This window comes from Rhizobium rhizoryzae (assembly GCF_011046895.1).
Classification (GTDB): domain Bacteria; phylum Pseudomonadota; class Alphaproteobacteria; order Rhizobiales; family Rhizobiaceae; genus Neorhizobium; species Neorhizobium rhizoryzae.
Window position 1 is genome coordinate 1833842 of record NZ_CP049250.1, and the last position, 22154, is coordinate 1855995.

General features: G+C 58.6%; 18 protein-coding genes and 1 tRNA gene. 15 read left to right on the plus strand and 4 right to left on the minus strand.

Translation table 11 applies throughout. The features are described from left to right. The first annotated feature begins 5 nt into the window (after window positions 1-5). The 8 genes from tolA (at window position 6) to G6N80_RS14820 (ending at window position 10467) form a co-directional block, all read left to right on the plus strand. The gene (gene tolA / locus G6N80_RS14785; protein ID WP_062555664.1) at window positions 6-1181 is read left to right on the plus strand and encodes a cell envelope integrity protein TolA; all 1176 of its coding nucleotides are present in this window, start codon (window positions 6-8) and stop codon (window positions 1179-1181) included. 14 nt (window positions 1182-1195) lie between these two features. Further along, complete coding sequence (gene tolB / locus G6N80_RS14790) at window positions 1196-2503, plus strand: Tol-Pal system beta propeller repeat protein TolB (RefSeq protein WP_062555663.1); 1308 nt, start codon at window positions 1196-1198, stop codon at window positions 2501-2503. 148 nt (window positions 2504-2651) lie between these two features. Next, window positions 2652-3191, plus strand: a complete 540-nt coding sequence (gene pal, locus G6N80_RS14795; RefSeq protein ID WP_137133577.1) for a peptidoglycan-associated lipoprotein Pal — start codon at window positions 2652-2654, stop codon at window positions 3189-3191. A gap of 183 nt (window positions 3192-3374) precedes the next feature. Then, window positions 3375-4394 carry a tol-pal system protein YbgF gene (gene ybgF / locus G6N80_RS14800; RefSeq protein ID WP_062555661.1) on the plus strand — a complete coding sequence of 340 codons (1020 nt, stop codon included), beginning with the start codon at window positions 3375-3377 and terminating at the stop codon, window positions 4392-4394. A gap of 36 nt (window positions 4395-4430) precedes the next feature. Continuing rightward, window positions 4431-5789 carry a tRNA lysidine(34) synthetase TilS gene (tilS, locus tag G6N80_RS14805; protein ID WP_165134848.1) on the plus strand — a complete coding sequence of 453 codons (1359 nt, stop codon included), beginning with the start codon at window positions 4431-4433 and terminating at the stop codon, window positions 5787-5789. 102 nt (window positions 5790-5891) lie between these two features. Then, the gene (ftsH, locus tag G6N80_RS14810) at window positions 5892-7826 is read left to right on the plus strand and encodes an ATP-dependent zinc metalloprotease FtsH (protein WP_062555659.1); all 1935 of its coding nucleotides are present in this window, start codon (window positions 5892-5894) and stop codon (window positions 7824-7826) included. Between the two features lie 223 nt (window positions 7827-8049). Beyond that, window positions 8050-9402: a phosphoglucosamine mutase gene (gene glmM / locus G6N80_RS14815; RefSeq protein WP_062555658.1), complete on the plus strand. Its 1353-nt coding sequence runs from the start codon at window positions 8050-8052 to the stop codon at window positions 9400-9402. Window positions 9403-9618: 216 nt separating this feature from the next. Beyond that, complete coding sequence (locus G6N80_RS14820) at window positions 9619-10467, plus strand: outer membrane protein (RefSeq protein ID WP_062555657.1); 849 nt, start codon at window positions 9619-9621, stop codon at window positions 10465-10467. 70 nt (window positions 10468-10537) lie between these two features. Here G6N80_RS14820 and G6N80_RS14825 read toward each other — a convergent pair whose 3' ends face one another. After that, window positions 10538-11128: a DoxX family protein gene (locus G6N80_RS14825; protein ID WP_165134851.1), complete on the minus strand. Its 591-nt coding sequence runs from the start codon at window positions 11126-11128 to the stop codon at window positions 10538-10540. Window positions 11129-11432: 304 nt separating this feature from the next. Here G6N80_RS14825 and G6N80_RS14830 point away from each other — a divergent pair, with 304 nt between their 5' ends. The 3 genes from G6N80_RS14830 (at window position 11433) to G6N80_RS14840 (ending at window position 15484) form a co-directional block, all read left to right on the plus strand. Continuing rightward, a complete protein-coding gene (locus tag G6N80_RS14830) occupies window positions 11433-12611 on the plus strand; it encodes a phosphoserine transaminase (RefSeq protein ID WP_165134854.1) in 1179 nt (392 codons plus the stop codon). Between the two features lie 83 nt (window positions 12612-12694). Beyond that, window positions 12695-14290, plus strand: coding sequence for a phosphoglycerate dehydrogenase (gene serA, locus G6N80_RS14835; RefSeq protein ID WP_165134857.1), 1596 nt, complete (start codon window positions 12695-12697; stop codon window positions 14288-14290). Between the two features lie 177 nt (window positions 14291-14467). Then, a complete protein-coding gene (locus G6N80_RS14840; protein ID WP_165134860.1) occupies window positions 14468-15484 on the plus strand; it encodes a Tim44 domain-containing protein in 1017 nt (338 codons plus the stop codon). A gap of 2 nt (window positions 15485-15486) precedes the next feature. Here the strand turns inward: G6N80_RS14840 and G6N80_RS14845 are convergent, their stop codons facing one another. After that, window positions 15487-15903 carry a DUF1810 domain-containing protein gene (locus G6N80_RS14845; protein WP_165134863.1) on the minus strand — a complete coding sequence of 139 codons (417 nt, stop codon included), beginning with the start codon at window positions 15901-15903 and terminating at the stop codon, window positions 15487-15489. Window positions 15904-16026: 123 nt separating this feature from the next. On the opposite strand from G6N80_RS14845, the gene G6N80_RS14850 reads away from it, so the two are divergent. From G6N80_RS14850 to G6N80_RS14860, 3 genes are all read left to right on the plus strand, one after another. Next, window positions 16027-17154 (plus strand): mechanosensitive ion channel family protein, encoded by a 1128-nt coding sequence (locus G6N80_RS14850; RefSeq protein ID WP_165134866.1) that lies wholly within the window; start codon window positions 16027-16029, stop codon window positions 17152-17154. 153 nt (window positions 17155-17307) lie between these two features. After that, the gene (gene mnmA, locus G6N80_RS14855) at window positions 17308-18504 is read left to right on the plus strand and encodes a tRNA 2-thiouridine(34) synthase MnmA (RefSeq protein WP_062555573.1); all 1197 of its coding nucleotides are present in this window, start codon (window positions 17308-17310) and stop codon (window positions 18502-18504) included. Window positions 18505-18649: 145 nt separating this feature from the next. Beyond that, window positions 18650-18726 (plus strand) — tRNA-Met (locus tag G6N80_RS14860). A 25-nt stretch (window positions 18727-18751) separates the two neighbouring features. Here G6N80_RS14860 and G6N80_RS14865 read toward each other — a convergent pair. Continuing rightward, the gene (locus G6N80_RS14865; protein ID WP_165134869.1) at window positions 18752-19792 is read right to left on the minus strand and encodes a hypothetical protein; all 1041 of its coding nucleotides are present in this window, start codon (window positions 19790-19792) and stop codon (window positions 18752-18754) included. Between the two features lie 235 nt (window positions 19793-20027). Beyond that, the gene (locus G6N80_RS14870) at window positions 20028-21476 is read right to left on the minus strand and encodes a glycerophosphodiester phosphodiesterase family protein (RefSeq protein WP_165134872.1); all 1449 of its coding nucleotides are present in this window, start codon (window positions 21474-21476) and stop codon (window positions 20028-20030) included. A 121-nt stretch (window positions 21477-21597) separates the two neighbouring features. On the opposite strand from G6N80_RS14870, the gene G6N80_RS14875 reads away from it, so the two are divergent. Next, window positions 21598-22023: a hypothetical protein gene (locus tag G6N80_RS14875; protein WP_165134875.1), complete on the plus strand. Its 426-nt coding sequence runs from the start codon at window positions 21598-21600 to the stop codon at window positions 22021-22023. Window positions 22024-22154: the final 131 nt, after the last annotated feature.

Genomic DNA, 22154 nt, shown 5'->3' on the forward strand with positions numbered 1-22154 from the left:
CACCGATGAAGACGAGTCTCGGCACATCGCTGGTCGCACACACAGTCATACTCGCCTGGGCGCTGGTATCGATCAGTGCGCCTGCCTCTTTCGAGGTTGCGCCGGTTGAGGCCCTGCCTGTCGATATCGTTCCGGTGGAATCCATCACCCAGATCCAGCAGGGTGACAAGAAGGCGCCGATGACCGAAAAGCCTTCGCCCAAGAAAACCGAGAAGCAGAACGTTGTCGAGAACGCGGAGAATGCGGGCGAGAACGATGTCGACCTGAAGAACCCGCCGACGCCGGTCAAGAAGCCGACGACGACGGAAACGGCTGCAGCTCCGCCGAAGAACGAGAAGCCGCTGCCCAACCCGACGACGGAAAACAACGACGTCAAGGAAATCGCCAAGGAAGAAACTGCGCCGAAGCCGGTAGAGACGGCGGCGTTGCCGATCCCGAAGCCTGAAATCACACCGCCGACACCTAAGCCGGAACCGCCGAAGCCCGAGGCTCCGAAGCCGGAACCGCAGGCGCAGAAGGTGGAAGAAACGCCGCTGCCGACCACGGCTCCGGTTCCTGCCGCACGTCCGCGCCCTGAACCACCAAAGCAGGAAGAGGCAAAGCCCGTCGAGAAGCCGCCGGAAAAGAAGCCGGAGCAGAAACCTGCCGAAAAGCCGCAGGACAAGAAGACCGAGACGGCCAATGCCGAAAAGCCGAGCGACAAGAAGGTTGCCGACAAGAAGCAGGAGACGGCCAAGTCTGCATCGTCCAAGCAGAGCGATTTCAATGCCGAGGACATCGCCAGCCTGCTGAACAAGCAACAGGCTGCCGGTGGCGGTGCCAAGCGCTCGCAGCAGACGGCTTCGCTGGGCGGCAAGAAAACGACTGGCGGCTCCTCGCTCAGCCAGAGCGAGATGGATGCGCTGAAGGGCCAGATCCAGAACAACTGGTCGGTGATTGCCGGTGTCGATGGCGGCAAGGGCATGGTGATTACCGTAACCATGAAGCTTGATCCGTCTGGCGCCATCGTTGGCAGACCGGAAGTAACATCGTCCGGCGGCAACGAGAGTGCTCGCCGCATGCTGGAAGGCAGTGCAATTCGAGCCGTCATGCGCTCTTCGCCATTCAAGAATCTTCCTGCCGACAAATATGACGCGTGGAGCGAAGTCGTTGTGAACTTCGACCCGAGCGAACTGCTTTGAAAGGCCCCAATATCATGCTGAAACCAACTCTCATCCGCGTCATGCTGGCCATTGCCGGTATGGCCGTGATGTTTGCAGCGCCCGCCCAGGCGCGCGTGGAAATCAACATCAATCGCGGCAATGTGGAGCCACTGCCCATTGCCATCACGGACTTCATTTCCGGCAACGAACTTGGCGCGCAGATTTCCGGCGTCATAGCGGCGGATCTGCAGCGTTCGGGTCTGTTCGCACCGGTCAACAAGGCCGCCTTCATCGAGAAGATCTCCGATCCGGGCAAGATGCCGCGTTTCGAGGACTGGAAGGCAATCAATGCGCAGGCTCTGGTGACAGGTCGCGTGACCCGCGAGGGCGATGGCCGCCTTCGGGCCGAATTCCGCCTGTGGGATACGTTCGGCGGTACCCAGATGACCGGCCAGCAGTTCTTCACGCAGCCGGAAAACTGGCGTCGTGTCGCCCACATCATTGCGGATGCGATCTACAAGCAGATCACCGGCGAGAACGGCTATTTTGACACCCGCGTCGTGTTCGTCTCGGAAAGCGGTCCGAAGAATGCGCGTGTGCGCCAGCTGGCGATCATGGACCAGGACGGCTTCAATGTTCGCAGCTTGACCAATGGCAAGGACATCGTTCTGACGCCGCGCTTCTCGCCGAACCGTCAGGAAGTGACCTACATGTCCTTCGAAGGACAGCAGCCGCGCGTCTATCTGCTTCAGCTTGAGACAGGCCAGCGCGAAGTCGTGGGCAACTTCCCGGGCATGACCTTCTCGCCCCGCTTTTCTCCGGATGGCCAAAAGGTCATCATGAGCCTCCAGCAGGACGGTAACTCGAACATCTACACGATGGATCTGCGCTCGCGCACAACCACGCGTCTGACGAACACGGCGGCGATCGACACGTCCCCGTCCTATTCACCCGACGGTGGCCGCATCGTGTTTGAAAGCGACCGGGGTGGTCGTCAGCAGCTCTATGTCATGGGTGCCGACGGTTCCGGCCAGACACGCATTTCCTTTGGCGATGGTGCCTATTCGACGCCGGTCTGGTCTCCTCGCGGTGATCTGATTGCCTTCACCAAGCAGTCGGGCGGCAAGTTCTCCATCGGCGTGATGAAGCCGGACGGTTCAGGTGAGCGCATTCTGACGACGGGCTTCCACAATGAAGGCCCCACCTGGGCGCCAAACGGTCGCGTGCTGATGTTCTTCCGCCAGAACGCAGGAGCGGGCGGTCCGCAGCTCTATTCCATCGACCTAACGGGTTACAACGAACAGCAGATCAAGACACCTGCCTTCGCATCCGATCCGGCCTGGTCACCGCTGCTTGAATGAATGTGAATGCCTTTTCACTGCTGCTTGCCCTTGCAAAGGCGGCAGTGAAACGGTTTAGGGGAAAATTAACCATGATCGTTGGTCGTGCGTTAACCAGAAACGGTTAGATTCCGGCAACGATAAAATTCTGATCAAGGAGAGACCGGCTATGAGCCGCATCGATACCCCGGCAATGAGCCGTATGCAGACCCTCGCACGCAACCCGGCTGTCATTGCCCTCACGCTCGCTCTTGCTCTGGCAGGCTGCGCGAACAAGAAGAACCTGCCGAACAGCGCTGGCGAACTGGGCCTTGGTGCCGGTGGCGCAGGTGCCGCAACGCCGGGTTCCAGCCAGGACTTCACCGTCAATGTCGGCGACCGCATCTTCTTCGACACCGACTCCACGTCGATCCGTGCAGACGCCCAGCAGACGCTGGATCGTCAGGCACAGTGGCTGCAGCGTTATCCGCGCTATGCCATCACGATCGAAGGTCATGCCGACGAACGTGGCACGCGCGAGTACAACCTTGCTCTCGGCGCACGCCGTGCCGCTGCAACGCGCGACTATCTTGCTTCACGCGGCGTTCCGGCCAACCGCATGAAGACCATCTCCTACGGCAAGGAACGTCCGGTCGCGGTTTGCGACGACATCTCCTGCTGGTCTCAGAACCGCCGTGCAGTCACCGTTCTCGGCGGCGCCGGAATGTAATCGATGCCATGATGGCGCGGAGGAGGCGGCGTCAGCCGCCTTTTTCGTAATCTCCATAGTTTAGCCGAAGTTGCGGGTTTACCTGCAAGCAACGGGGCCAGCTTGGATTGTTTTGTCTGGAATTCGAAAACGTCAGGGCTGCGCCATGGGGTGCGTACCCTCTAGGAAAACAGGACGGACATCATGAAGAAACTTGTTCTGGCAGCGATGCTGGGGCTTGCGGCCACGACGAGCCACGCGAGTGCATTCACGCTCGGAAACCTGTTCAAGAACGATGCCGCGAAAAACGAGCAGGCAGGCCAGCAGAAAATGCAGGCACGCCAGCCGCTGGTGCTCGCCCAGAGTTCCGGTGATTCGGTACGCATCCAGCAGTTGGAGGAAACCATTCGCCAGCTGAACGGTCGCGTCGAAGAAATGAGCTTCCAGCTGCTGCAGATGCAGGAGCAGATGCGCAAGACCCAGTCCGACAATGAATTCCGGTTCCAGGAGCTGGAAAAGGGTTCGGCTGGGGGCGGTGCTGCTCCTGCAGTTGCCGCAGCTGCTGCCGCCGGGGCAGCCGGCTCAAAAAAAAACGATGAAATCGCGAATATAATCGATCAGCCGGGGACATCTGCGGGGGCAAGACCATCTGCAGGCGCTCCGGCTTCGAACCGTTCGACGACTGCGCCGGGCGAAACGACCCTCGGTTCCATCGAAATGGACCAGAGCGGCAGACAGGTCGGTGCAAGCGTCAATCAGAACGCGCGCAATGCCGCAGCCTTGCCCGGTGTCGATTCCGGTTCTGCCCCTGCAAAGCCAACCAACCAGACGGCGTCTCTCGGTACGGAAAGCGATAGCTACCGCGCCGCCTACAACCATATCCTATCCGGCGACTACAAGACCGCCGAAGCCGAATTCACGGCCTATCTGCAGAGCTACCCCAAGAGTGCGCGCGCGGCTGACGCGAGCTTCTGGCTGGGCGAAGCGCAGTATAGCCAGGGCCGCTATAACGATTCCGCCAAGACCTTCCTCAACGCACACCAAACGTATGGTTCGTCGCCCAAGGCGCCGGAAATGCTTTTGAAGCTTGGCATGTCACTGGCCGCTCTCGATAATCGCGACACAGCCTGTGCAACGTTGCGTGAAGTTGGCAAGCGCTATCCATCTGCTTCCAAGCCCGTGACCACAAAGGTCGCAAGCGAGCTCAAGCGGTTGAGCTGCTGATTTCAGGGGGATCCCATTCTTTCTGCAGCAACTCAATTGCTGTCTCCCGGCGAAGCGATCGATCTCTTTCTCGCGTCGTTGAAGAGGCCAGCGCGCCTTTTGGTGGCCATTTCCGGCGGCAGCGATTCGACGGGGCTTCTGACGGCGCTTTGCGAGGCGGCGGGCGATCCGGATGAAAGCGGCATCACCATCCTGGCCGCCACCATAGACCACCAGCTGCGCCCGGAATCGGCAGACGAGGCTTTGGCCGTCAATCTCCTTTGCGACCAGTTTTCCGTCGAACACCGGATTCAGGCTTGGACCGGTGAAAAGCCCGAAACCGGTCGCGCCTCCGCAGCCCGTATTGCGCGCTATCAACTGCTTTGTCAGATTGCCGAAGAGCTTCAGGCTACCGCTATCGTGACCGGCCATACGCTGGACGACCAGATCGAGACCATCACCATGCGGCAGGCGCGGGATCCCGAACGGCGGGAGCCGGAAGGAACTGCGCCACGTGAGGGCCGCAGTGGCGACGCCGGGATGTCATCCTCGGTCCTCATCAACGGCCGTTTCTGGTTGTTCCGTCCGTTTCTCAAGACAAGGCGCAACGCGATCCGTGATTTTCTGCTTCGTCGTGGCATGGGCTGGATCGATGATCCTTCCAATACGGATGAGCGGTCGGAACGGGTGCGGGTTCGTCTTGCTCTAGCCGGGCTGTCGGATGCGAAGGCCGATGCCTGGAGAACGGCTGTCGATCTGGCGCAGAACCGGCGGCGATCGGTCTCCGAGGCGGCTGCCGGTCTGCTTCGACAATCGGCCACGGTCTGGCAGGCCAGTGCTGCACGGCTTGATGCCAGGGCACTTTCTGCGCCACCGGAGGTGTTGTTCTATGCGATTGGAACGCTGATCGCGGTTCTCGGGGGGCGGGAACATCTTCCGGCGAGCGAACCCTTCGATCGCATCATGAGCCGCTATCTGCGCGGCGAAAGCTTTCGCGAAACGCTGGGACGCGTGCTTCTCTACAATAAGGACGACGGTCTTTATCTGGCGCGAGAAAGCCGCGACCTGCCCGAAATGCAGGTTTCCATGTGGCAGCGCGAACTGTGGGACGGACGTTTCGAGATCGTCTCGCATGTTCCGGCTGCCTGTACCGTCTTGCCGGGCCAGGGGGACGTGGCGACCGGGAGCTACCCTGATGTACCGACGCTGATTGCGCGGGCAGCATGGCGGTCTTTACCCCATGTCATAGTGCCGCAGGAGTTCAAGGATGTGCAGGTGCAAATCACGCCTGTTCTTGCGCCCTTCAGGCAATTTCTTGCGGATTTCGACCTTGGACTGGCCGATTGTCTTGCGCAATTGATGGGTTTGACGACCATTCCCCGCCCGCCACTTAACGATTTGATACGGAAAACATGATCTGGAGCCCGCCTTGCCTTGGCAAGGCCGTGCCGGGAACCTATGTTAAGGACCAAGAAAGGCAGCTGGCTTAAAGCAGGCTGTCAATGTCCGGGGAGTTCGATGAACCCAAACTTTCGTAATTTCGCCCTCTGGGCGATCATAGCCCTGTTGCTGATCGCGCTGTTCAGCATGTTCCAGACCTCGCCGACTCAGACGAGTTCGCGGGAAGTGCCGTATTCGCAGTTCCTTCGGGATGTGGATGCAGGGCGCGTGCGTGACGTGGTGGTAACAGGCAATCGCGTGCTTGGAACCTATACCGAGAGCGGAACCGGTTTCCAGACCTATTCGCCCGTGATCGATGACACGCTGATCGACCGCCTGCAGGCCAAGAACGTGACGATTGTGGCGCGTCCGGAATCGGATGGCTCGTCCGGCTTCCTGAGCTATATCGGTACGCTGCTGCCGATGCTGCTGATCCTCGGCGTCTGGCTGTTCTTCATGCGGCAGATGCAGGGTGGTTCGCGCGGCGCCATGGGCTTTGGAAAGTCCAAGGCAAAGCTTCTGACAGAAGCGCATGGCCGGGTGACATTCGAAGACGTGGCAGGCGTGGACGAAGCCAAGTCGGATCTGGAAGAAATTGTCGAATTCCTGCGCGATCCGCAGAAGTTCCAGCGTCTGGGCGGTCGTATTCCTCGCGGTGTTCTTCTCGTCGGCCCTCCGGGCACGGGTAAGACGCTTCTGGCGCGCGCCATCGCGGGTGAAGCCAATGTGCCGTTCTTTACGATTTCGGGCTCCGACTTCGTGGAAATGTTCGTCGGCGTCGGCGCAAGCCGCGTCCGCGACATGTTCGATCAGGCCAAGAAGAACGCGCCTTGCATTATCTTCATCGACGAAATCGACGCGGTCGGTCGCCATCGTGGCGCAGGTCTCGGCGGCGGTAACGACGAACGCGAACAGACCCTCAACCAGCTGCTGGTCGAGATGGACGGCTTCGAGGCAAATGAAGGCATCATCCTGATCGCCGCGACCAACCGTCCCGACGTTCTCGACCCCGCGCTGCTGCGTCCAGGCCGTTTTGACCGTCAGGTGGTCGTGCCGAACCCGGATATCGTCGGTCGCGAGCGCATCCTGAAGGTTCATGCTCGCAATGTGCCGCTGGCTCCGAATGTCGACCTGAAGACGCTTGCGCGTGGTACCCCCGGCTTCTCCGGTGCCGATCTCATGAACCTCGTCAATGAAGCTGCGCTGATGGCGGCCCGCCGCAACAAGCGTCTCGTGACGATGCAGGAGTTCGAAGACGCCAAGGACAAGATCATGATGGGTGCGGAGCGCCGCTCCTCCGCCATGACCGAAGCCGAAAAGAAGCTGACCGCCTATCACGAAGCCGGCCACGCGATCACGGCCCTCAACGTTCCGGTGGCGGACCCGCTGCACAAGGCAACAATCATTCCCCGTGGCCGTGCGCTCGGCATGGTCATGCAGTTGCCGGAAGGCGACCGCTATTCCATGAGCTACAAGTGGATGGTGTCGCGTCTCGTCATCATGATGGGCGGCCGTGTTGCCGAAGAATTGACCTTCGGTAAGGAGAACATCACCTCCGGCGCGTCATCCGATATCGAGCAGGCAACCAAGCTTGCCCGTGCGATGGTAACCCAGTGGGGCTTCTCCGATATCCTCGGCCAGGTCGCCTATGGTGAAAACCAGCAGGAAGTCTTCCTTGGTCATTCTGTTTCGCAGTCGAAGAATGTGTCGGAAGCGACAGCCCAGAAGATCGATACGGAAGTTCGTCGTCTGATTGATGAGGCCTATACCGAGGCACGCCGCATTCTGACCGAAAAACACGACGCGTTCGTCACACTGGCCGAAGGTTTGCTGGAATACGAAACCCTGTCCGGTGAAGAGATCAAGGCGCTCATCCGTGGTGAGAAGCCTGCCCGGGATATGGGTGATGACAGCCCGAACGCTCGTGGCTCCGCAGTCCCGAAGACTGGTTCGAAGAAAGACGAGCCGAAGGGTGGAGAGCCTGAAAGCGGTCTTGAGCCTCAGCCTCACTGAGGTTGGTATAGAGGTTGAAAATTGGGGGCTGCTCGAAAGAGCGGCCCCTTCTTTGTCTGCAATTTATGATTTGGTAACGCTATATAATCCAGATTGACGGTAATTTATGTGTTTGAGCCGATATTCTATGGCATGAGCACAGTATGTGGCCGCGCGTTTTTCGTTCGACGGCCACAGCTCACAAAGTCGCAGCAAATGCCGCGCAGGGCATCAAGGAGCATTCATGACACGCCGTTACTTTGGCACCGATGGCATTCGCGGACAATCGAATGTGTTTCCCATGACGCCGGATCTGGCGATGCGGGTCGGGATTGCAGTCGGCACGATTTTTCGCCGCGGCAATCACCGTCACCGGGTGGTGATCGGCAAGGATACGCGCCTTTCGGGCTACATGCTGGAAAACGCGCTGGTGGCGGGTTTCACGGCTGCTGGGCTTGATGTCTTCCTGCTCGGCCCGATCCCCACGCCGGCCGTCGCCATGCTGACCCGTTCTCTGCGTGCCGATATCGGCGTGATGATCTCCGCATCTCACAATCCCTTCGAAGACAATGGCATCAAGCTGTTCGGTCCGGATGGCTACAAGCTTTCCGATGAGCTCGAGCTTGAGATTGAAGACCTGCTCGACAAGGATATCTATGCGCAGCTCGCCAAGCCGCACGAGATTGGCCGTGCCAAACGCGTGGACGGCGATATCTATCGCTATATCGAATTCGTGAAGCGTACGCTGCCACGCGACGTCACATTGAACGGCCTGCGCATTGCCATCGATTGTGCCAATGGTGCGGCCTACAAGGTGGCGCCAACGGCGCTGTGGGAGTTGGGCGCAGATGTCGTGACGATCGGCAACACCCCGAACGGTACGAACATCAACCTCGATTGCGGCTCCACCAGCCCGGACGCCTTGCGTCGCAAGGTGCATGAAGTGCGTGCCGATATCGGCATCGCTCTTGATGGCGATGCGGATCGCGTGATCATCGTCGACGAACACGGTCAGATCATCGACGGCGACCAGCTGATGGCCGTCATCGCCGAAAGCTGGCTGGATGACGAAACGCTACGTGGCGGCGGGATTGTCGCAACCGTGATGTCGAACCTGGGACTGGAGCGCTTCCTGAAGAAAAAGGGTCTCAACCTGGCCCGGACCAAGGTGGGCGACCGGTATGTGGTCGAGCATATGCGCAACAACAACTTCAACGTAGGCGGCGAACAGTCCGGCCACATCGTCCTGTCCGATTTCGGGACGACTGGCGATGGTCTTGTGGCGGCGCTGCAGGTGCTGGCGCGCGTCAAGCGTCTCGGGCAGCCGGTCAGCGAAGTGTGCCGCCGGTTCGAGCCAGTTCCGCAACTGCTGAAGAATGTGCGTTTTTCCGGAGGTAAGCCGCTGGAGGATATCATCGTGCGTCAGGCGATCGAAAGTGCAGAAGCAGAACTCGGCAAAAAGGGCAGGCTGGTTATCAGGCCTTCCGGCACCGAGCCACTCATCCGTGTCATGGCGGAGGGCGATGATCGCGCTCAGATCGAGCGGATCGTCAACGATCTCATCGGTGTTATCTCCAACGTTCGTTCCGCTGCCTGAGTTCAGCGGAAAGGTCAGATGATTAAGGGCTCGCGCCATGTCGCGGGCCCTTTTTCTTATCCGCCTGTCGGGCGCATTCATGCAAAACTTACCAATCCTCTTAGCAGGGCATTATCCTTAATTGCTCCTTAACCTTTATCGTTAATGATCCGGTTCAGTTTAGAACAACCTCGCCGCGCCGCGCGTCGAAGCAAACTGGAACTTGGAGTTCATGCCATGAGGAATACCCTGATCGGCGCACTTGTCCTGGCCCTGACGGCAGGTGTGGCTCATTCCGCAGATCTTTATCAGCCGCAGCCGGAGGTTCCGATGAACGCGCCGGAAGTGGCGGTTCAACAGAGCTCCAGTGGGTGGTATCTGCGTGGCGACGTGGGTTACGGCTTCAACGACCTTCGTGGCGCAAACTTCTACCAGGGCAACGATACCAGCCGGAAGGTAGACTTCCATCGCTCCGAACTGCGCGATGCGTTCACCGTCGGCGGCGGTGTCGGTTACCAGATCAACAACTATCTTCGCACGGACGTTACCTTCGACTACCTCTCCAAGAGCAAGTTCGAAGGCTCTACCAAGGGCGGCGGCGCTGCATTCGGCGCCTGCGTTGGCCCCTGCACATCGCGCGATATCGCCAACATGCGCGCCTATAGCCTGCTGGCCAACGCCTATGTCGATCTCGGCACCTACGGCTATTTCACGCCTTACGTCGGCGCCGGCCTCGGTGGCACCTACGTGAAGTGGGACAAGCTGCGCAACACCTCCTGCGCCGACAATGGCATCGGCTGCGATACGACGGTTGAGCACGGCGGCAAGGGCGGCTGGCGCTTTACCTATGCGCTCATGGCCGGTGCGACGATCGACGTGACCTGCAACCTCAAGGCTGATATCGGCTATCGCTATCGCCGCGTTGAAGGTGGCGACATGTTCGGCTACGCCCAGAACGGCGGACCGGGCTATGACAAGGGCTTCGACGTTCACGAAGCACGCCTCGGCGCCCGCTACACCTTCGGCGGATGTGCTGCGCCTTACGTTCCGGAAGAGCCGGCCCCGGCCCCGATCGTCTACAAGTAATCACATCATTCCAAGCAAAAAGGCCGCCGGGCGCGAACCCGGCGGCCTTTTGTGTTTAACGACTCGCGGCTCAAAATTCTCGCTTGATGATGTTGCGATCCACCGACCACTGGCCGCCGCCGAAGGCTGCGAAGAAGAGTGCGCCGCCCATCCAGAACAGCGAGGCAAGTTCCGCCTTTGTCTGTACCTGCTCCAGGAACAGGGTGCCGCCATCTGCCAGACGCTTCACGCCCGCCGGAGTGAAGAATTCGCTTCCGCCTTTCAGTGCTGCAATGCCCTGATCAGTCAGGAAGGCATGGCCATACGGGAACGCAAAGTGGAACCAGAGCGTGATTGCCAGCATCACGCCATTTGCAAGGGCTGCCGGACGTGTGAACAGACCAAGGGCGATCAAGGCTCCGCCAAAGAATTGCATGCCCGCCAGAAGCGGTGAGAAGAGCCAGCCGGGGTGAAAGCCAAGATTTTCGACAAAGCCGACCTGCGCCATGGGCGCCATGATCTTCGGATAACCTTCAATCATCAACATGCCGCCGATGACAGCACGGAAAGCAACCCAAGCGAGTGGCTGAGCGAAGTGCTCGTAAAAGCCTGAGAGGAAGGGCAGATAGAGCGGGCTCTTCGAAGTGCCGCGTTCGTGGGTGAGCGGGACGGGGATAGCCATGATTTTCCTCATGATCTTGCAAGGCCGGTCCAACCGGACAGAAGGTTGGAGAGGCTGGGTCTGAGTGGATGCTCGCGCAAAAGGTGAATTCGGCGTCAGCCTTGGCCTGGCCGATGAGAGGAAGCTAAACTACCAAGAAGTAATACCTGTTGATTCAGGTCAAGTTTTTTCAACAATTTTACGACTTATGTGTAATCGCCTGATTGCGACAAATTCTGTCTTGACCCGTATTGGAACTTCCCATAGAAGCAGCAGCGGGACACCTCTCCCCAACGAGAGGCTAATTACCTGGAAGGGTATCTATATGGCTGATATCGTCGCCCCCGCCGTGCGTCCGGCAAACTCGCATTTTTCTTCTGGCCCATGCTCGAAGCGCCCCGGTTGGACGCTCGAAGCGCTCGCTGATGCCCCGCTCGGTCGCTCGCACCGCGCAAAGGTTGGCAAGAACAAGCTGAAGCTGGCCATCGACCTTACCCGTGAAATTCTGAATGTGCCTGCGGATTACCGCATCGGCATCGTTCCTGCGTCCGACACCGGTGCAGTTGAAATGGCCATGTGGTCGCTTCTCGGCGAGCGTGGCGTCGACATGCTGTCCTGGGAAAGCTTCGGCGCTGGCTGGGTGACGGATGTCGTCAAGCAGCTGAAGCTCAGCGACGTTCGCAAGTTCAATGCCGATTACGGCCTCCTGCCGGATCTGACGCAGGTCGATTTTGACCGTGATGTGGTCTTCACCTGGAACGGCACCACCTCTGGCGTTCGTGTTCCGAATGCGGACTTCATTCCGGCTGACCGCAAGGGCCTGACGATCTGCGATGCGACCTCTGCCGCTTTCGCGCAAAACCTCGATTTCGCCAAGCTCGATGTCGTAACCTTCTCATGGCAGAAGGTTCTGGGCGGTGAGGGTGGCCATGGTGTGATCATTCTGTCGCCTCGCGCTGTCGAGCGTCTCACCACCTACGTTCCGGCCTGGCCTCTGCCGAAGATTTTCCGCATGACGTCTGGCGGCAAGCTCATCGAAGGCATCTTCGTTGGCGAAACCATCAACACGCCTTCGATGCTCTGCGTTGAAGATTATATCGATGCGCTGAACTGGGCAAAGTCTGTTGGCGGTCTTGAAGGCTTGATGGCGCGCGCCGATGCAAATGCCAAGGTCATCTTCGATTTCGTCGAAGCCAATGACTGGATCGCCAATCTCGCTGTCGATCCGGCGACGCGCTCGAATACCTCCGTCTGCCTGAAGATCGTCGATCCGGACGTACTTGCGCTGGATGCGGACGGACAGGCTGCCTTTGCGAAGGGTGTCGTAGCCCTCCTCGAAAAGGAAAATGTTGCGCTTGATATCGGTGCCTATCGCGATGCGCCGTCCGGCCTTCGCATCTGGGCCGGTGCGACCATCGATACAGCTGACATGCAGGCTGTGATGCCTTGGCTGACCTGGGCCTTCCAGACCCAGAAGGCAGCTCTTGCAAAGGCTGCTGCCTGATTTGCATTCGGTCCTGCCCCTGAGGCAGGACCCCGTTCCCCATTGTTGATCGTTACAAACGAACTCTATCAGGAGGCCTCGTCATGGCACCTCGCGTTCTCGTATCCGACGAACTTTCGGAAACCGCCGTCCAGATCTTCCGCGATCGCGGCGTCGAAGTTGATTTCCAGCCGAAGCTTGGCAAGGATAAGGACAAGCTGGCCGAAATCATCGGCAATTACGATGGTCTGGCCATTCGTTCCGCCACCAAGGCCACGGAAAAGCTGATTGCTGCCGCCACCAACCTCAAGGTTATCGGCCGCGCCGGTATCGGCGTCGATAACGTTGACATTCCTGCTGCGTCCAAGCGCGGTATCATCGTGATGAATACGCCGTTCGGCAACTCCATCACGACAGCTGAACATGCCATCGCGCTGATGTTCGCCGTTGCCCGCCAGATCCCCGCCGCCGATGTCTCCACACAGGCTGGCAAGTGGGAGAAGTCGAAGTTCATGGGTGTTGAAATCACCGGCAAGACGCTGGGCGTCATCGGTGCTGGGAACATCGGCTCCATCGTCTGCTCGCGTGCGCTGGGCCTGAAGATGCGCGTTCTGGCCTATGATCCCTTCCTGTCTGCCGAACGCGCCCAGGAAATGGGCGTCACCAAGGTCGAGCTGGATGAATTGCTGGCGCAGGCCGATTTCATCACCCTGCATGTGCCGATGACGGACAAGACACGCGGCATCCTTTCCCGCGAAGCGCTGGCCAAGACAAAGCCGGGTGTCCGCATCATCAACTGCGCCCGTGGCGGACTGGTGGATGAAGCAGCCCTTGCCGATGCCATCAAGTCCGGCCATGTGGCTGGTGCTGGCTTTGACGTCTTCGAAGTTGAGCCTGCAACGGAGAGCCCGCTCTTCGGTCTGCCAAATGTCGTCTGCACGCCGCATCTTGGCGCCTCCACCACGGAAGCTCAGGAAAACGTTGCTTTGCAGGTGGCCGAGCAGATGTCGGATTACCTCGTGAAGGGTGCCGTTTCCAACGCCATCAACATGCCTTCGATCACCGCTGAAGAAGCACCGATCCTGAAGCCGTTCATTCGTCTTGCAGATGTTCTCGGCTCGTTTGCCGGTCAGGTGACCGAGAGCCCGATCAAGGCGATCGAGATTCTTTACGATGGCCAGACAGCCTCGATGAACACTCGTGCGCTGACGTCGGCACTGCTCGCTGGCCTCATCCGCAATCAGGTTTCGGATGTGAACATGGTTTCAGCACCGATCATGGTCAAGGAAAAGGGTATCGTGCTTTCCGAAGTGAAGCGCGACAAGACCGGCGTCTATGACGGTTACATCAAGCTGACCATCACCACGGACAAGCAGACGCGTTCCGTCGCGGGCACCGTGTTCTCGGATGGCAAGCCACGCTTCATCCAGATCAAGGGCATCAACATGGATGCCGATGTGGGTGCGGACATGATCTACATCTCCAACACCGACGTTCCCGGCATGATCGGTTTCGTGGGTACGACACTCGGCAATGCCGGCGTCAATATCGCGAACTTCCAGTTGGGCCGTGAGAAGGAAGGTGGCGACGCAATCGCGCTTCTGTATGTCGACGGTGCCGTCAAGCAGGACGTTCTGGACAAGCTGACTGCAAATCCGGCGATCAAGCAGGCCAAGCCGCTGACCTTCAACGTCGACTGATAAGAATGTCCTCCCCAGGACAAGAAGAACCCGGCCGGAATTTTCCGCCGGGTTTTTCACGTTATAGGTTTCATTCATCAAAACCGCGTCAGATCGTCTTGCGGCCTCTAAAAACTTTTCGCGATGCTCTCTATATAGATCGTAATGCCCGTGGGACGGGTTTTTGAGGAGAGAGAAATGTTTGCAAAACTTCGGCGCTTCAAGCACGCCGCTTCCGTGTTGGCACTTGGCATGGTTGTGACTCTAGCCGCCGTTGATTTCGCGGAAGCCCGTCGTGCCGGTTCCAGCGGTTTCGGCAGCCGCGGCACGCGTACCTATGATGCACCTGCTACGACGAATACGGCTCCCGGTGCTGCTGCGCCGATGCAGCGTTCCATGACGCCGAACACGCAGACCAATGCTGCCAATCCCGGAGCTGCCGCCGGTCAGCAAGCTGCTGGCCAGCAAGCGCGTCGCGGCCTCTTTGGTGGCATCGGCGGTGGCATCATGGGCGGCCTGCTGTTGGGCGGCCTGTTTGGCATGATGATGGGCAATGGTTTTGGCGGTCTTGCCGGCTTCCTCGGCTTGTTGTTCCAGGGTCTGTTGATTGGCGGCATCATCTTCCTGATCATGCGCATGTTCGCGCGTCGTCAGCAGCCTGCGCCGCAGGGTGCGGCTCGTAACGCCTATCAGGCTCCGAATGCGCAAGGCGCAGGCTTCAAGATCCCGCAAATGGGTTCGATGGCGGCCGGTGGTGCCGCTGCTGCAGCGGTGACACGCCCGAAGGTCGCTTCGCAGGCAACGGACGAAATCGGCATCAACAATGCGGATCTCGATCAGTTCGAACAGTTGTTGAAGGACGTCCAGGGTGCCTATGGCGCTGAAGATTATGCAAAGCTGCGCGCAATCGCGACGCCGGAAGCCATGTCTTACCTGGCCGAGGAACTGGGTGAGAACGCGACGCAGGGTCTTCGCAACGACGTCAAGGACGTGCAGTTGCTGCAAGGCGATCTGTCGGAATCCTGGCGCGAAAACGGACAGGAATATGCCACGGTTGCCCTGCGTTACCAGAGCATCGATGTGATGGTGAACCGCAATACGGGCAAGGTTGTTTCCGGCGACCCAACCGCTCCGGTCGAAAGCACGGAAATCTGGACATTCGTCCGCAAGCCGGGTGAAGCCTGGAAGCTTTCGGCGATCCAGGGCACCGATTGATCTCACAATCGGCTCAGTGTCGCCTGATCCGGTTCACCCCCATAGAATTGTTGAAGGGCTCGCTCGAAAGGCGAGCCCTTTTCACTTGCAGCCATGAAGAGCGTCATGCTTGAGCGAAACTTCAGATCGTCCGGTGAGCCGAGAATGTCATGTGCCGTGCGTCGCTTGTGGGTCAGCATGGTGTTGGTACAGTCCAGCAGGCGTTGACCGAGCGTCGGATGGCCGAGATAGGCCTTTGCTGCGTCCATGTTGGCCAATGCGTAAAACCGTGCTGTTTCCGAACGACCAAGGCCTTCGATTTGCGGGAAAATGAACCACATCCAGTGACTTCGCTTTCGACCGGCGCGCAACTCCTCGAGTGCGTCAGTATAAACCGGTTGTTGAGCATCGAGAAAGCGCTGAAGATCATGTGAACTCATAGGTGGTCCTCCTGTCCATCATACGAAACTGATCTTGCCGTTTTCGGTTGTACATGGAGGTCGTTCACGGATTTGTTAGGCTATTGATCTTTTCAATGCTGCACTGCACCCTAGGTCGGGTGCATGGAACAACGACTTGAAAACATCATTGAAACCCTGATCCGCCTGACACCGAACTGGCTGCTGAGCATGATCGTTCTCGTTGCGGCGGTCATCATCGGTTACTTCGTCCATCGCCTTGTCTTCCGCCTGCTGACCCGGCTTGTGGCGGAGCGGGATCTGTTCTGGCGGTCCCTGGTCTCGCGCAACCGCAGGCCGTTGCGGCTGGCAATCGTCGTCTGGCTGTTGACCCCTGCCGTCAACATTGCGCCTTTGACCGATGATCAGGCGGGGTTCATCCGGCACCTTTTGCTTCTTGCCTTCATCATCCTGTTGGGTTGGAGCGCCCGCACCGCCTTGCACATCTGGATGACAGTCTATCTGCGGCGCTTCAAGCTTGATGCGGAAGACAATCTTCTGGCGCGCAAGCACGTCACCCAATCGCGCATCCTCGAACGGGTTGCCGCAACGCTCATCGTTGCGGTTGCCCTGTCGGCGGCGCTGATGACATTTCCAGCCGTGCGGCAGTACGGAGTTTCCCTCATGGCATCTGCCGGTGTTGCCGGTATCGTGCTGGGTCTAGCTCTGCAGCCGGTTCTGAAGAACCTGTTTGCCGGCATCCAGATCGCCATCACCCAACCAATCCGTATCGACGATGCGCTGATCGTGGAAGGGGAGTGGGGGAAGGTGGAGGAGATCACCTCCACCTATGTCGTCGTGAAACTGTGGGACTGGCGCAGGCTCATCCTTCCGCTTGGCTATTTTATCGAAAAGCCGTTCCAGAACTGGACCCGCGAAGGTGCGGCGCTGATCGGCACCGTGATGATCTACCTTGATTATACGGTTCCGGTCGATGACATCCGACGCAAGGTCGAAGAGATCGCCGCCGGTTCCAAGCTTTGGGATGGTCAAGTCATCAATGTGGCCGTCACGGATTTCCGCGAGAACGTGATGGAGATCCGCATCCTGGTTTCCGCAGCCGATGGCGGACGTACATTCGATCTGCGCTGCGAGGTACGTGAGAAACTGATCGACTATATTCAACGAACCTATCCGGATGGCTTGCCGAAAGTGCGCGCACAGGGCGTGGAGACCCAATCGGTCAACGCCTCCGTCGCGTCCAATGGTGCCACGCGCGTCATGCAGTCGTGACTCCAGCGATTGCGCTGAACGTCCGAAAGCTTGCGTTTGAGGAGCTTCCTTTCTATATCAGCGGGGTGAATGAGGCGGTGGCCGATCCCGCTGCCGGATGAGATGTGCCCGCGATGAGGCGCAGCCGCCACAACCCAGACCGAGAGAGTTCCTGTGAATACGCTGGATTTTAACAAGAGGCCGGAGGATACGCGCGTTGTTGTCGCCATGTCCGGCGGTGTGGATTCTTCCGTCGTTGCCGGTCTCCTCAAACGTCAGGGCTATGATGTGCTGGGAATCACGTTGCAGCTTTATGACCACGGTGCAGCGGTTCACCGTGCAGGCTCCTGCTGTGCGGGCCAGGATATCGATGATGCGCGTCGGGTTTCCGAAACGCTGGGCATTCCCCATTATGTGCTGGATTACGAGAAGCGCTTCCGTGAAACAGTGATAAACCCGTTCGCCGAAGCCTATGCCATGGGTGAAACGCCAATTCCCTGCGTGGCCTGCAACCAGACCGTCAAGTTTGCGGATCTTCTGGCCACGGCTCAGGAACTGGGCGCCGATGCGCTGGCAACGGGTCATTATATCCGTTCGCGCCCCAATCCAACGGCAGGCAATCCCGGCCGCCGCGCGCTGTACCGCCCCGTCGATAGCGACCGCGACCAGAGCTGGTTCCTGTTTGCGACAACGCAGGAGCAGATCGACTATCTTCGCTTCCCGCTGGGCGGCATGTCCAAGGCCGAAGTGCGCGCCCTTGCCGAAGAGATGGGACTGGTTGTTGCCAAAAAGGCAGACAGCCAGGACATCTGTTTCGTGCCGCAGGGTAAATATGCCGACATCATCAACAAGGTGAAGCCGAATGCGGCGCTTGCTGGCGATATCGTGCACATGGACGGACGCGTGCTTGGCCGTCATGACGGCATCCTGCACTATACGATTGGTCAGCGGAAGGGTCTCGGTGTTGCAACGGGCGAGCCCCTCTACGTGATCTATCTCGATGCCCGTGGCCGTCGTGTCATCGTTGGTCCGCGCGAGGCGCTCGATACGCACCGGGTCTATCTGCGCGACATGAACTGGATCGGCGATGCCGGGCTGGCCGAAGATGCCCGGGAGGGTTTCCAGTGCTTCGCCAAGGTTCGCTCCACCCGCCCGCCGACACCGGCGACGCTTCATGTGGACGAGCGTGGTATCTACGTGGATCTTCTGGTGGGCGAAGCAGGTGTCGCACCCGGTCAGGCCTGCGTACTGTATTCGGCAGAAGGGCCTGATGCGCGGGTCTGGGGTGGCGGTTTCATCGAACGGTCTGAACGGGCAGCCGAGGCAGAAGCCTCTCTCAAGGCACTTCTTTCGGCATCTGCAGCGGCCTGAACAGCCTCTCCACAGGTGTGGTGACGCTCCATGAAAAGCCTCTGCGATTTTGTCACAAGCGCGCTTGACTTTGCCCGGAGCATCCCTTTATAAGCCCGACATCGCGCCGGGCATGAAACCAGATGCCAGCAGGTTGCGCGAGTGTGGCGGGGTAGCTCAGGTGGTTAGAGCGTGGGATTCATAACCCCAAGGTCGGCGGTTCAAGTCCGCCCCCCGCTACCATTTCTCCCCGAATTTTGATGAAACCTTAAAGATCCGGCGTGATGCAGCGATCACAGAATGATGTGTCGCCAGCCTTCAGGACACAGCCGTCGGGCCTTCTGCATTTACGGCGGTATGTCACCGGTCGTATTGGATAAATGTCTGCATTGAGAGGTCTGCCTTCCCCGGACGAAGCGCTCTCATCACCGGTCATCCTGGTCTGGTCCGGACTGTTGAACAGGGTTCGTCCCTTGGCTGGAGAGAGGAAGGAAGCGGTCATACCGGCTTTCGCTGGGAGAACTGCTGGCAATCCAGCCGAATTAGCCATTGGCATATGCGGTTCGTGCGCAGCAATCCCGGATCTGCTCAAGGGTGCCTGAGAACGTGGTATCGACAGGAGCACCCTCGTCATGGAGTTCTGTTCCGTCGGCGAGATGTGCCGCGACGCATGATGCGTTGCCACTCCTTCGTACTTCGAATGCCTTGGGGTGTCTTTGCCAATCATGGGGGTATTCGAACTGCCTTCGGGGAGGGCGGGGGTGCCAGCCAAGCCATCGGTCGGGCGTATCGGGCTGATCTGTCCCAGCGGAGCAGCCTTGTCTTGGTGCCTCTCAGGAGCGGACGCTGCCGAATCTCCGGAGGATTCGTTGCCCTTGCCCATATCAGAACGGTTATGACCATCTGGCCATCCGCCTGAAATGACGCCCGGCGACGGCAGGCCGACGCGCGAGATGGTGCGGCCTTGACGATGCCCGCCGCTTCCGGAATGGATGTCCGGCCTTTCCATGCTGTGAGTGCCGACAGTCTGGCCCTGCGCATCCGAGGCAGGGCCAAGGGTGCGTGATTGATCTCTGATGCCGATACCATCTGCTTTGGTTGGATCCCGGAGCGAGTCTCCGGACTCACCGTCCCGACCGGATGTCAGGCCCGGCAAGACACGGCGGGAGCTTGCCGGATCCAGTTGTCGCACCTGGATTCGACCGCCGGTCGTCTCTTCGGTGCGGGTCTGGTCGCTCGTTCCTGTTGGTTGCGCCTCAGGTGATTGCGCGCGTTCCCCAGACAGGGGCGATTCATTATTCAGATTCATGGAGGTTATCCTCCGGCGATGAAGATCAGAGTAGCGACCGCTACAACTATATCTGTCAGGTCCCGATGATGAAATGGGACGAAATTCATGCATATCTAATGTTTATTGATGGTAGATCTTCGATTATAGAAAATCAACCATAATTGTTAACATGTCTGCCGTGTGCCCTTGCGCGGCAGGATCGAAAGCGGGACGGAAGAGATCCATCCCGCTTTGCCTGTTGGCTCTTGAAGGACTACTGTCCTGTGCCGGGGTCTGGCTGCCCGGGTTCCGTGCCTTTTCCATTGCCTCCGCCATCACCTGGCGGCAGCTTAATCCCGGGGCCGCCGGGGTTTGGTGCCTGGCCGCCACCTTGGCCACCGCCAATGGGGCCGGTGTTACCTCCAGGTGAGTATTTTGCCCAACTGCTGTCGTCCACCAGACGCCGGCGATGATCTCCATTGTTCGACCAGCTTGGCTTGCCGAGGAAATCCGGTGGTGCGCCGAGAGCAGAAGCCGGATTGCTGTCGGCATGGGCCAGCGCGTTGAGATCCATGCCACTGAAGGCGCCATCGGCATCCTTCAGTGGTGTTGGTTCTGCCAGCATTTCAATGAACGGATTGTCGGATGTGATGATCTGCGAATAGGGCTGCAGGGCGCCAAATGTTCGGCGCTGATCCATATCCGGACGGTTGGGCAGATCGATCATGGTCCCTTGATGCGAGTAGTAGAATGGCTTTCCATTCACCGACACCGCTTCTGAGATGTTGGATTCCGTGATCGGAATCTTGTCGTTGCCCGGCATGGCGCGGAACTGAGTAACGGTATTTGTCATCTCTTCCATGTTCGGTGCGCCCTTCAATCGAAGAACCTCGACCATGGGAACGTCACCAAGCGTCTTCACGCCGTCCAGCCATCTTGCGCCCTGTGTCCAGATCAGATTGGGGGATGCCGGATTGACCACTTCAGACAGGTTGGTCAGGACCGGGATGAGCTTCAGGTTGGAATAAGGGTTCTGGCTCTTCTCGATCTTGGCATCGGCCTTCTGCAATTCCTGAAGCAGTGGCGACGCCCCCCCGCGGAGGTTGGCCTGCGCGGTGGTCGAATCCGGCATGTATTTCGCGTAGATCTTGATGCCAATATTGCCTCTTACGTCCGCGTTTTCGGGACGTGACAGCATTTCGACGGCGACGAGGGAAGATTTCTCGTCCTTCGGGTCCAGCATGATGTTGACCGCATCAGCATCCTTTGTATCCGCCTTTGTCTTGCGAACATAGTCTATGACGCTCTGCAGCGTTTCCGGATATTGCTGCTTACCGCCTGCGGTCACTGCCGAAGTGCGCTCGTTCGTGACCGGGTTCCAGATGCTGAGCGGCATCCCGGCAAATTCCTTGCTATCCACATCCGAAATGGCACGGTTGCGCGCATCGTTGGTCACGCGCCCGATTGTTTCGTCGTGCATCAGGAAGGCTACGCCGTCCTTGGATGAACGCAGATCAAGTTCAATGCCGCGGAAATTATGGGTGCGCGCATTTTCTGCTGAATTGATCGAGTTTTCGATGATGCCGCGCGAATTGTCGAAAAGGCCACGATGAGCGACCACCTGCTTGCGCATTGTGTCGGGGCCGCCCGCCATTGTACCTGCTTCTGACGGCGTCATGAACAGGTTCTTGCCGTAGCCCCGTTCGCCTGCAATCGTGGTCAATCTGTCGACCGCTCTTGGCGGCAGGCCGTAGCTTGGTGGCCAATCGGATTTCCCTCCACCGGCGACCCATTCCCTGATCTTGGTTTCCGATGTTTCATCAATCGGAGGATTGCCGGTAAAATTGGTGACCGGCGTGAATTTGTTTAGCCCGTTTCCAGGTGTCTGGGGCGTATCATTGGAATTTGGCGTCGCGCTCAATCTGCTGAAAACCGGGCTTCGGGCCGTTCCGGTGGGAAGGATCCGTCTCGAACTGCTGGCACCGGTGGTGCTGGCTGTCGTGGTTCGTCCGCTGGCGCTGCTGGCTCCACCTCTACCGGATGGAGAGCTCTGGGACGGGCGGCCTCCATCGCCTGCGGAGGCTGTGCGTGAAGATCCACGACCTCCTGAAGATGGGCCTCCCTGGCTTGAAGGCGGATTGCTTGGACCGGTGTCACGTTGTCCGACGTCAGGATTGAGAGTGTCCGCGTTAACGTTTTTTGGTGAAAGAAAACTTATATTTTTCATATTTGCTGCTTTCTTATTTCGATTTTACATATTTTTTGTTTGAGATTGCTATTTAAATTAGCGATTTATACTTTTCCGCTGCCTCATGATGGCGAGGTCCATAAAAGCGGTCGCTGTCGTAATCAACTTAAAATTTGAATAAAATTTGATTCGCAGAGCACATTTTCAGGCATT

Excerpts from the sequence above, each read along its gene's own strand:
- tolA (WP_062555664.1), top strand. The coding sequence starts at position 6 with ATGAAGACGAGTCTCGGCACATCGCTGGTCGCACACACAGTCATACTC.
- tolB (WP_062555663.1), top strand. The coding sequence starts at position 1,196 with ATGCTGAAACCAACTCTCATCCGCGTCATGCTGGCCATTGCCGGTATG.
- pal (WP_137133577.1), top strand. The coding sequence starts at position 2,652 with ATGAGCCGCATCGATACCCCGGCAATGAGCCGTATGCAGACCCTCGCA.
- ybgF (WP_062555661.1), top strand. The coding sequence starts at position 3,375 with ATGAAGAAACTTGTTCTGGCAGCGATGCTGGGGCTTGCGGCCACGACG.
- ftsH (WP_062555659.1), top strand. The coding sequence starts at position 5,892 with ATGAACCCAAACTTTCGTAATTTCGCCCTCTGGGCGATCATAGCCCTG.
- glmM (WP_062555658.1), top strand. The coding sequence starts at position 8,050 with ATGACACGCCGTTACTTTGGCACCGATGGCATTCGCGGACAATCGAAT.
- G6N80_RS14820 (WP_062555657.1), top strand. The coding sequence starts at position 9,619 with ATGAGGAATACCCTGATCGGCGCACTTGTCCTGGCCCTGACGGCAGGT.
- G6N80_RS14825 (WP_165134851.1), bottom strand. The coding sequence starts at position 11,128 with ATGGCTATCCCCGTCCCGCTCACCCACGAACGCGGCACTTCGAAGAGC.
- G6N80_RS14830 (WP_165134854.1), top strand. The coding sequence starts at position 11,433 with ATGGCTGATATCGTCGCCCCCGCCGTGCGTCCGGCAAACTCGCATTTT.
- serA (WP_165134857.1), top strand. The coding sequence starts at position 12,695 with ATGGCACCTCGCGTTCTCGTATCCGACGAACTTTCGGAAACCGCCGTC.
- G6N80_RS14840 (WP_165134860.1), top strand. The coding sequence starts at position 14,468 with ATGTTTGCAAAACTTCGGCGCTTCAAGCACGCCGCTTCCGTGTTGGCA.
- G6N80_RS14845 (WP_165134863.1), bottom strand. The coding sequence starts at position 15,903 with ATGAGTTCACATGATCTTCAGCGCTTTCTCGATGCTCAACAACCGGTT.
- G6N80_RS14850 (WP_165134866.1), top strand. The coding sequence starts at position 16,027 with ATGGAACAACGACTTGAAAACATCATTGAAACCCTGATCCGCCTGACA.
- G6N80_RS14865 (WP_165134869.1), bottom strand. The coding sequence starts at position 19,792 with ATGAATCTGAATAATGAATCGCCCCTGTCTGGGGAACGCGCGCAATCA.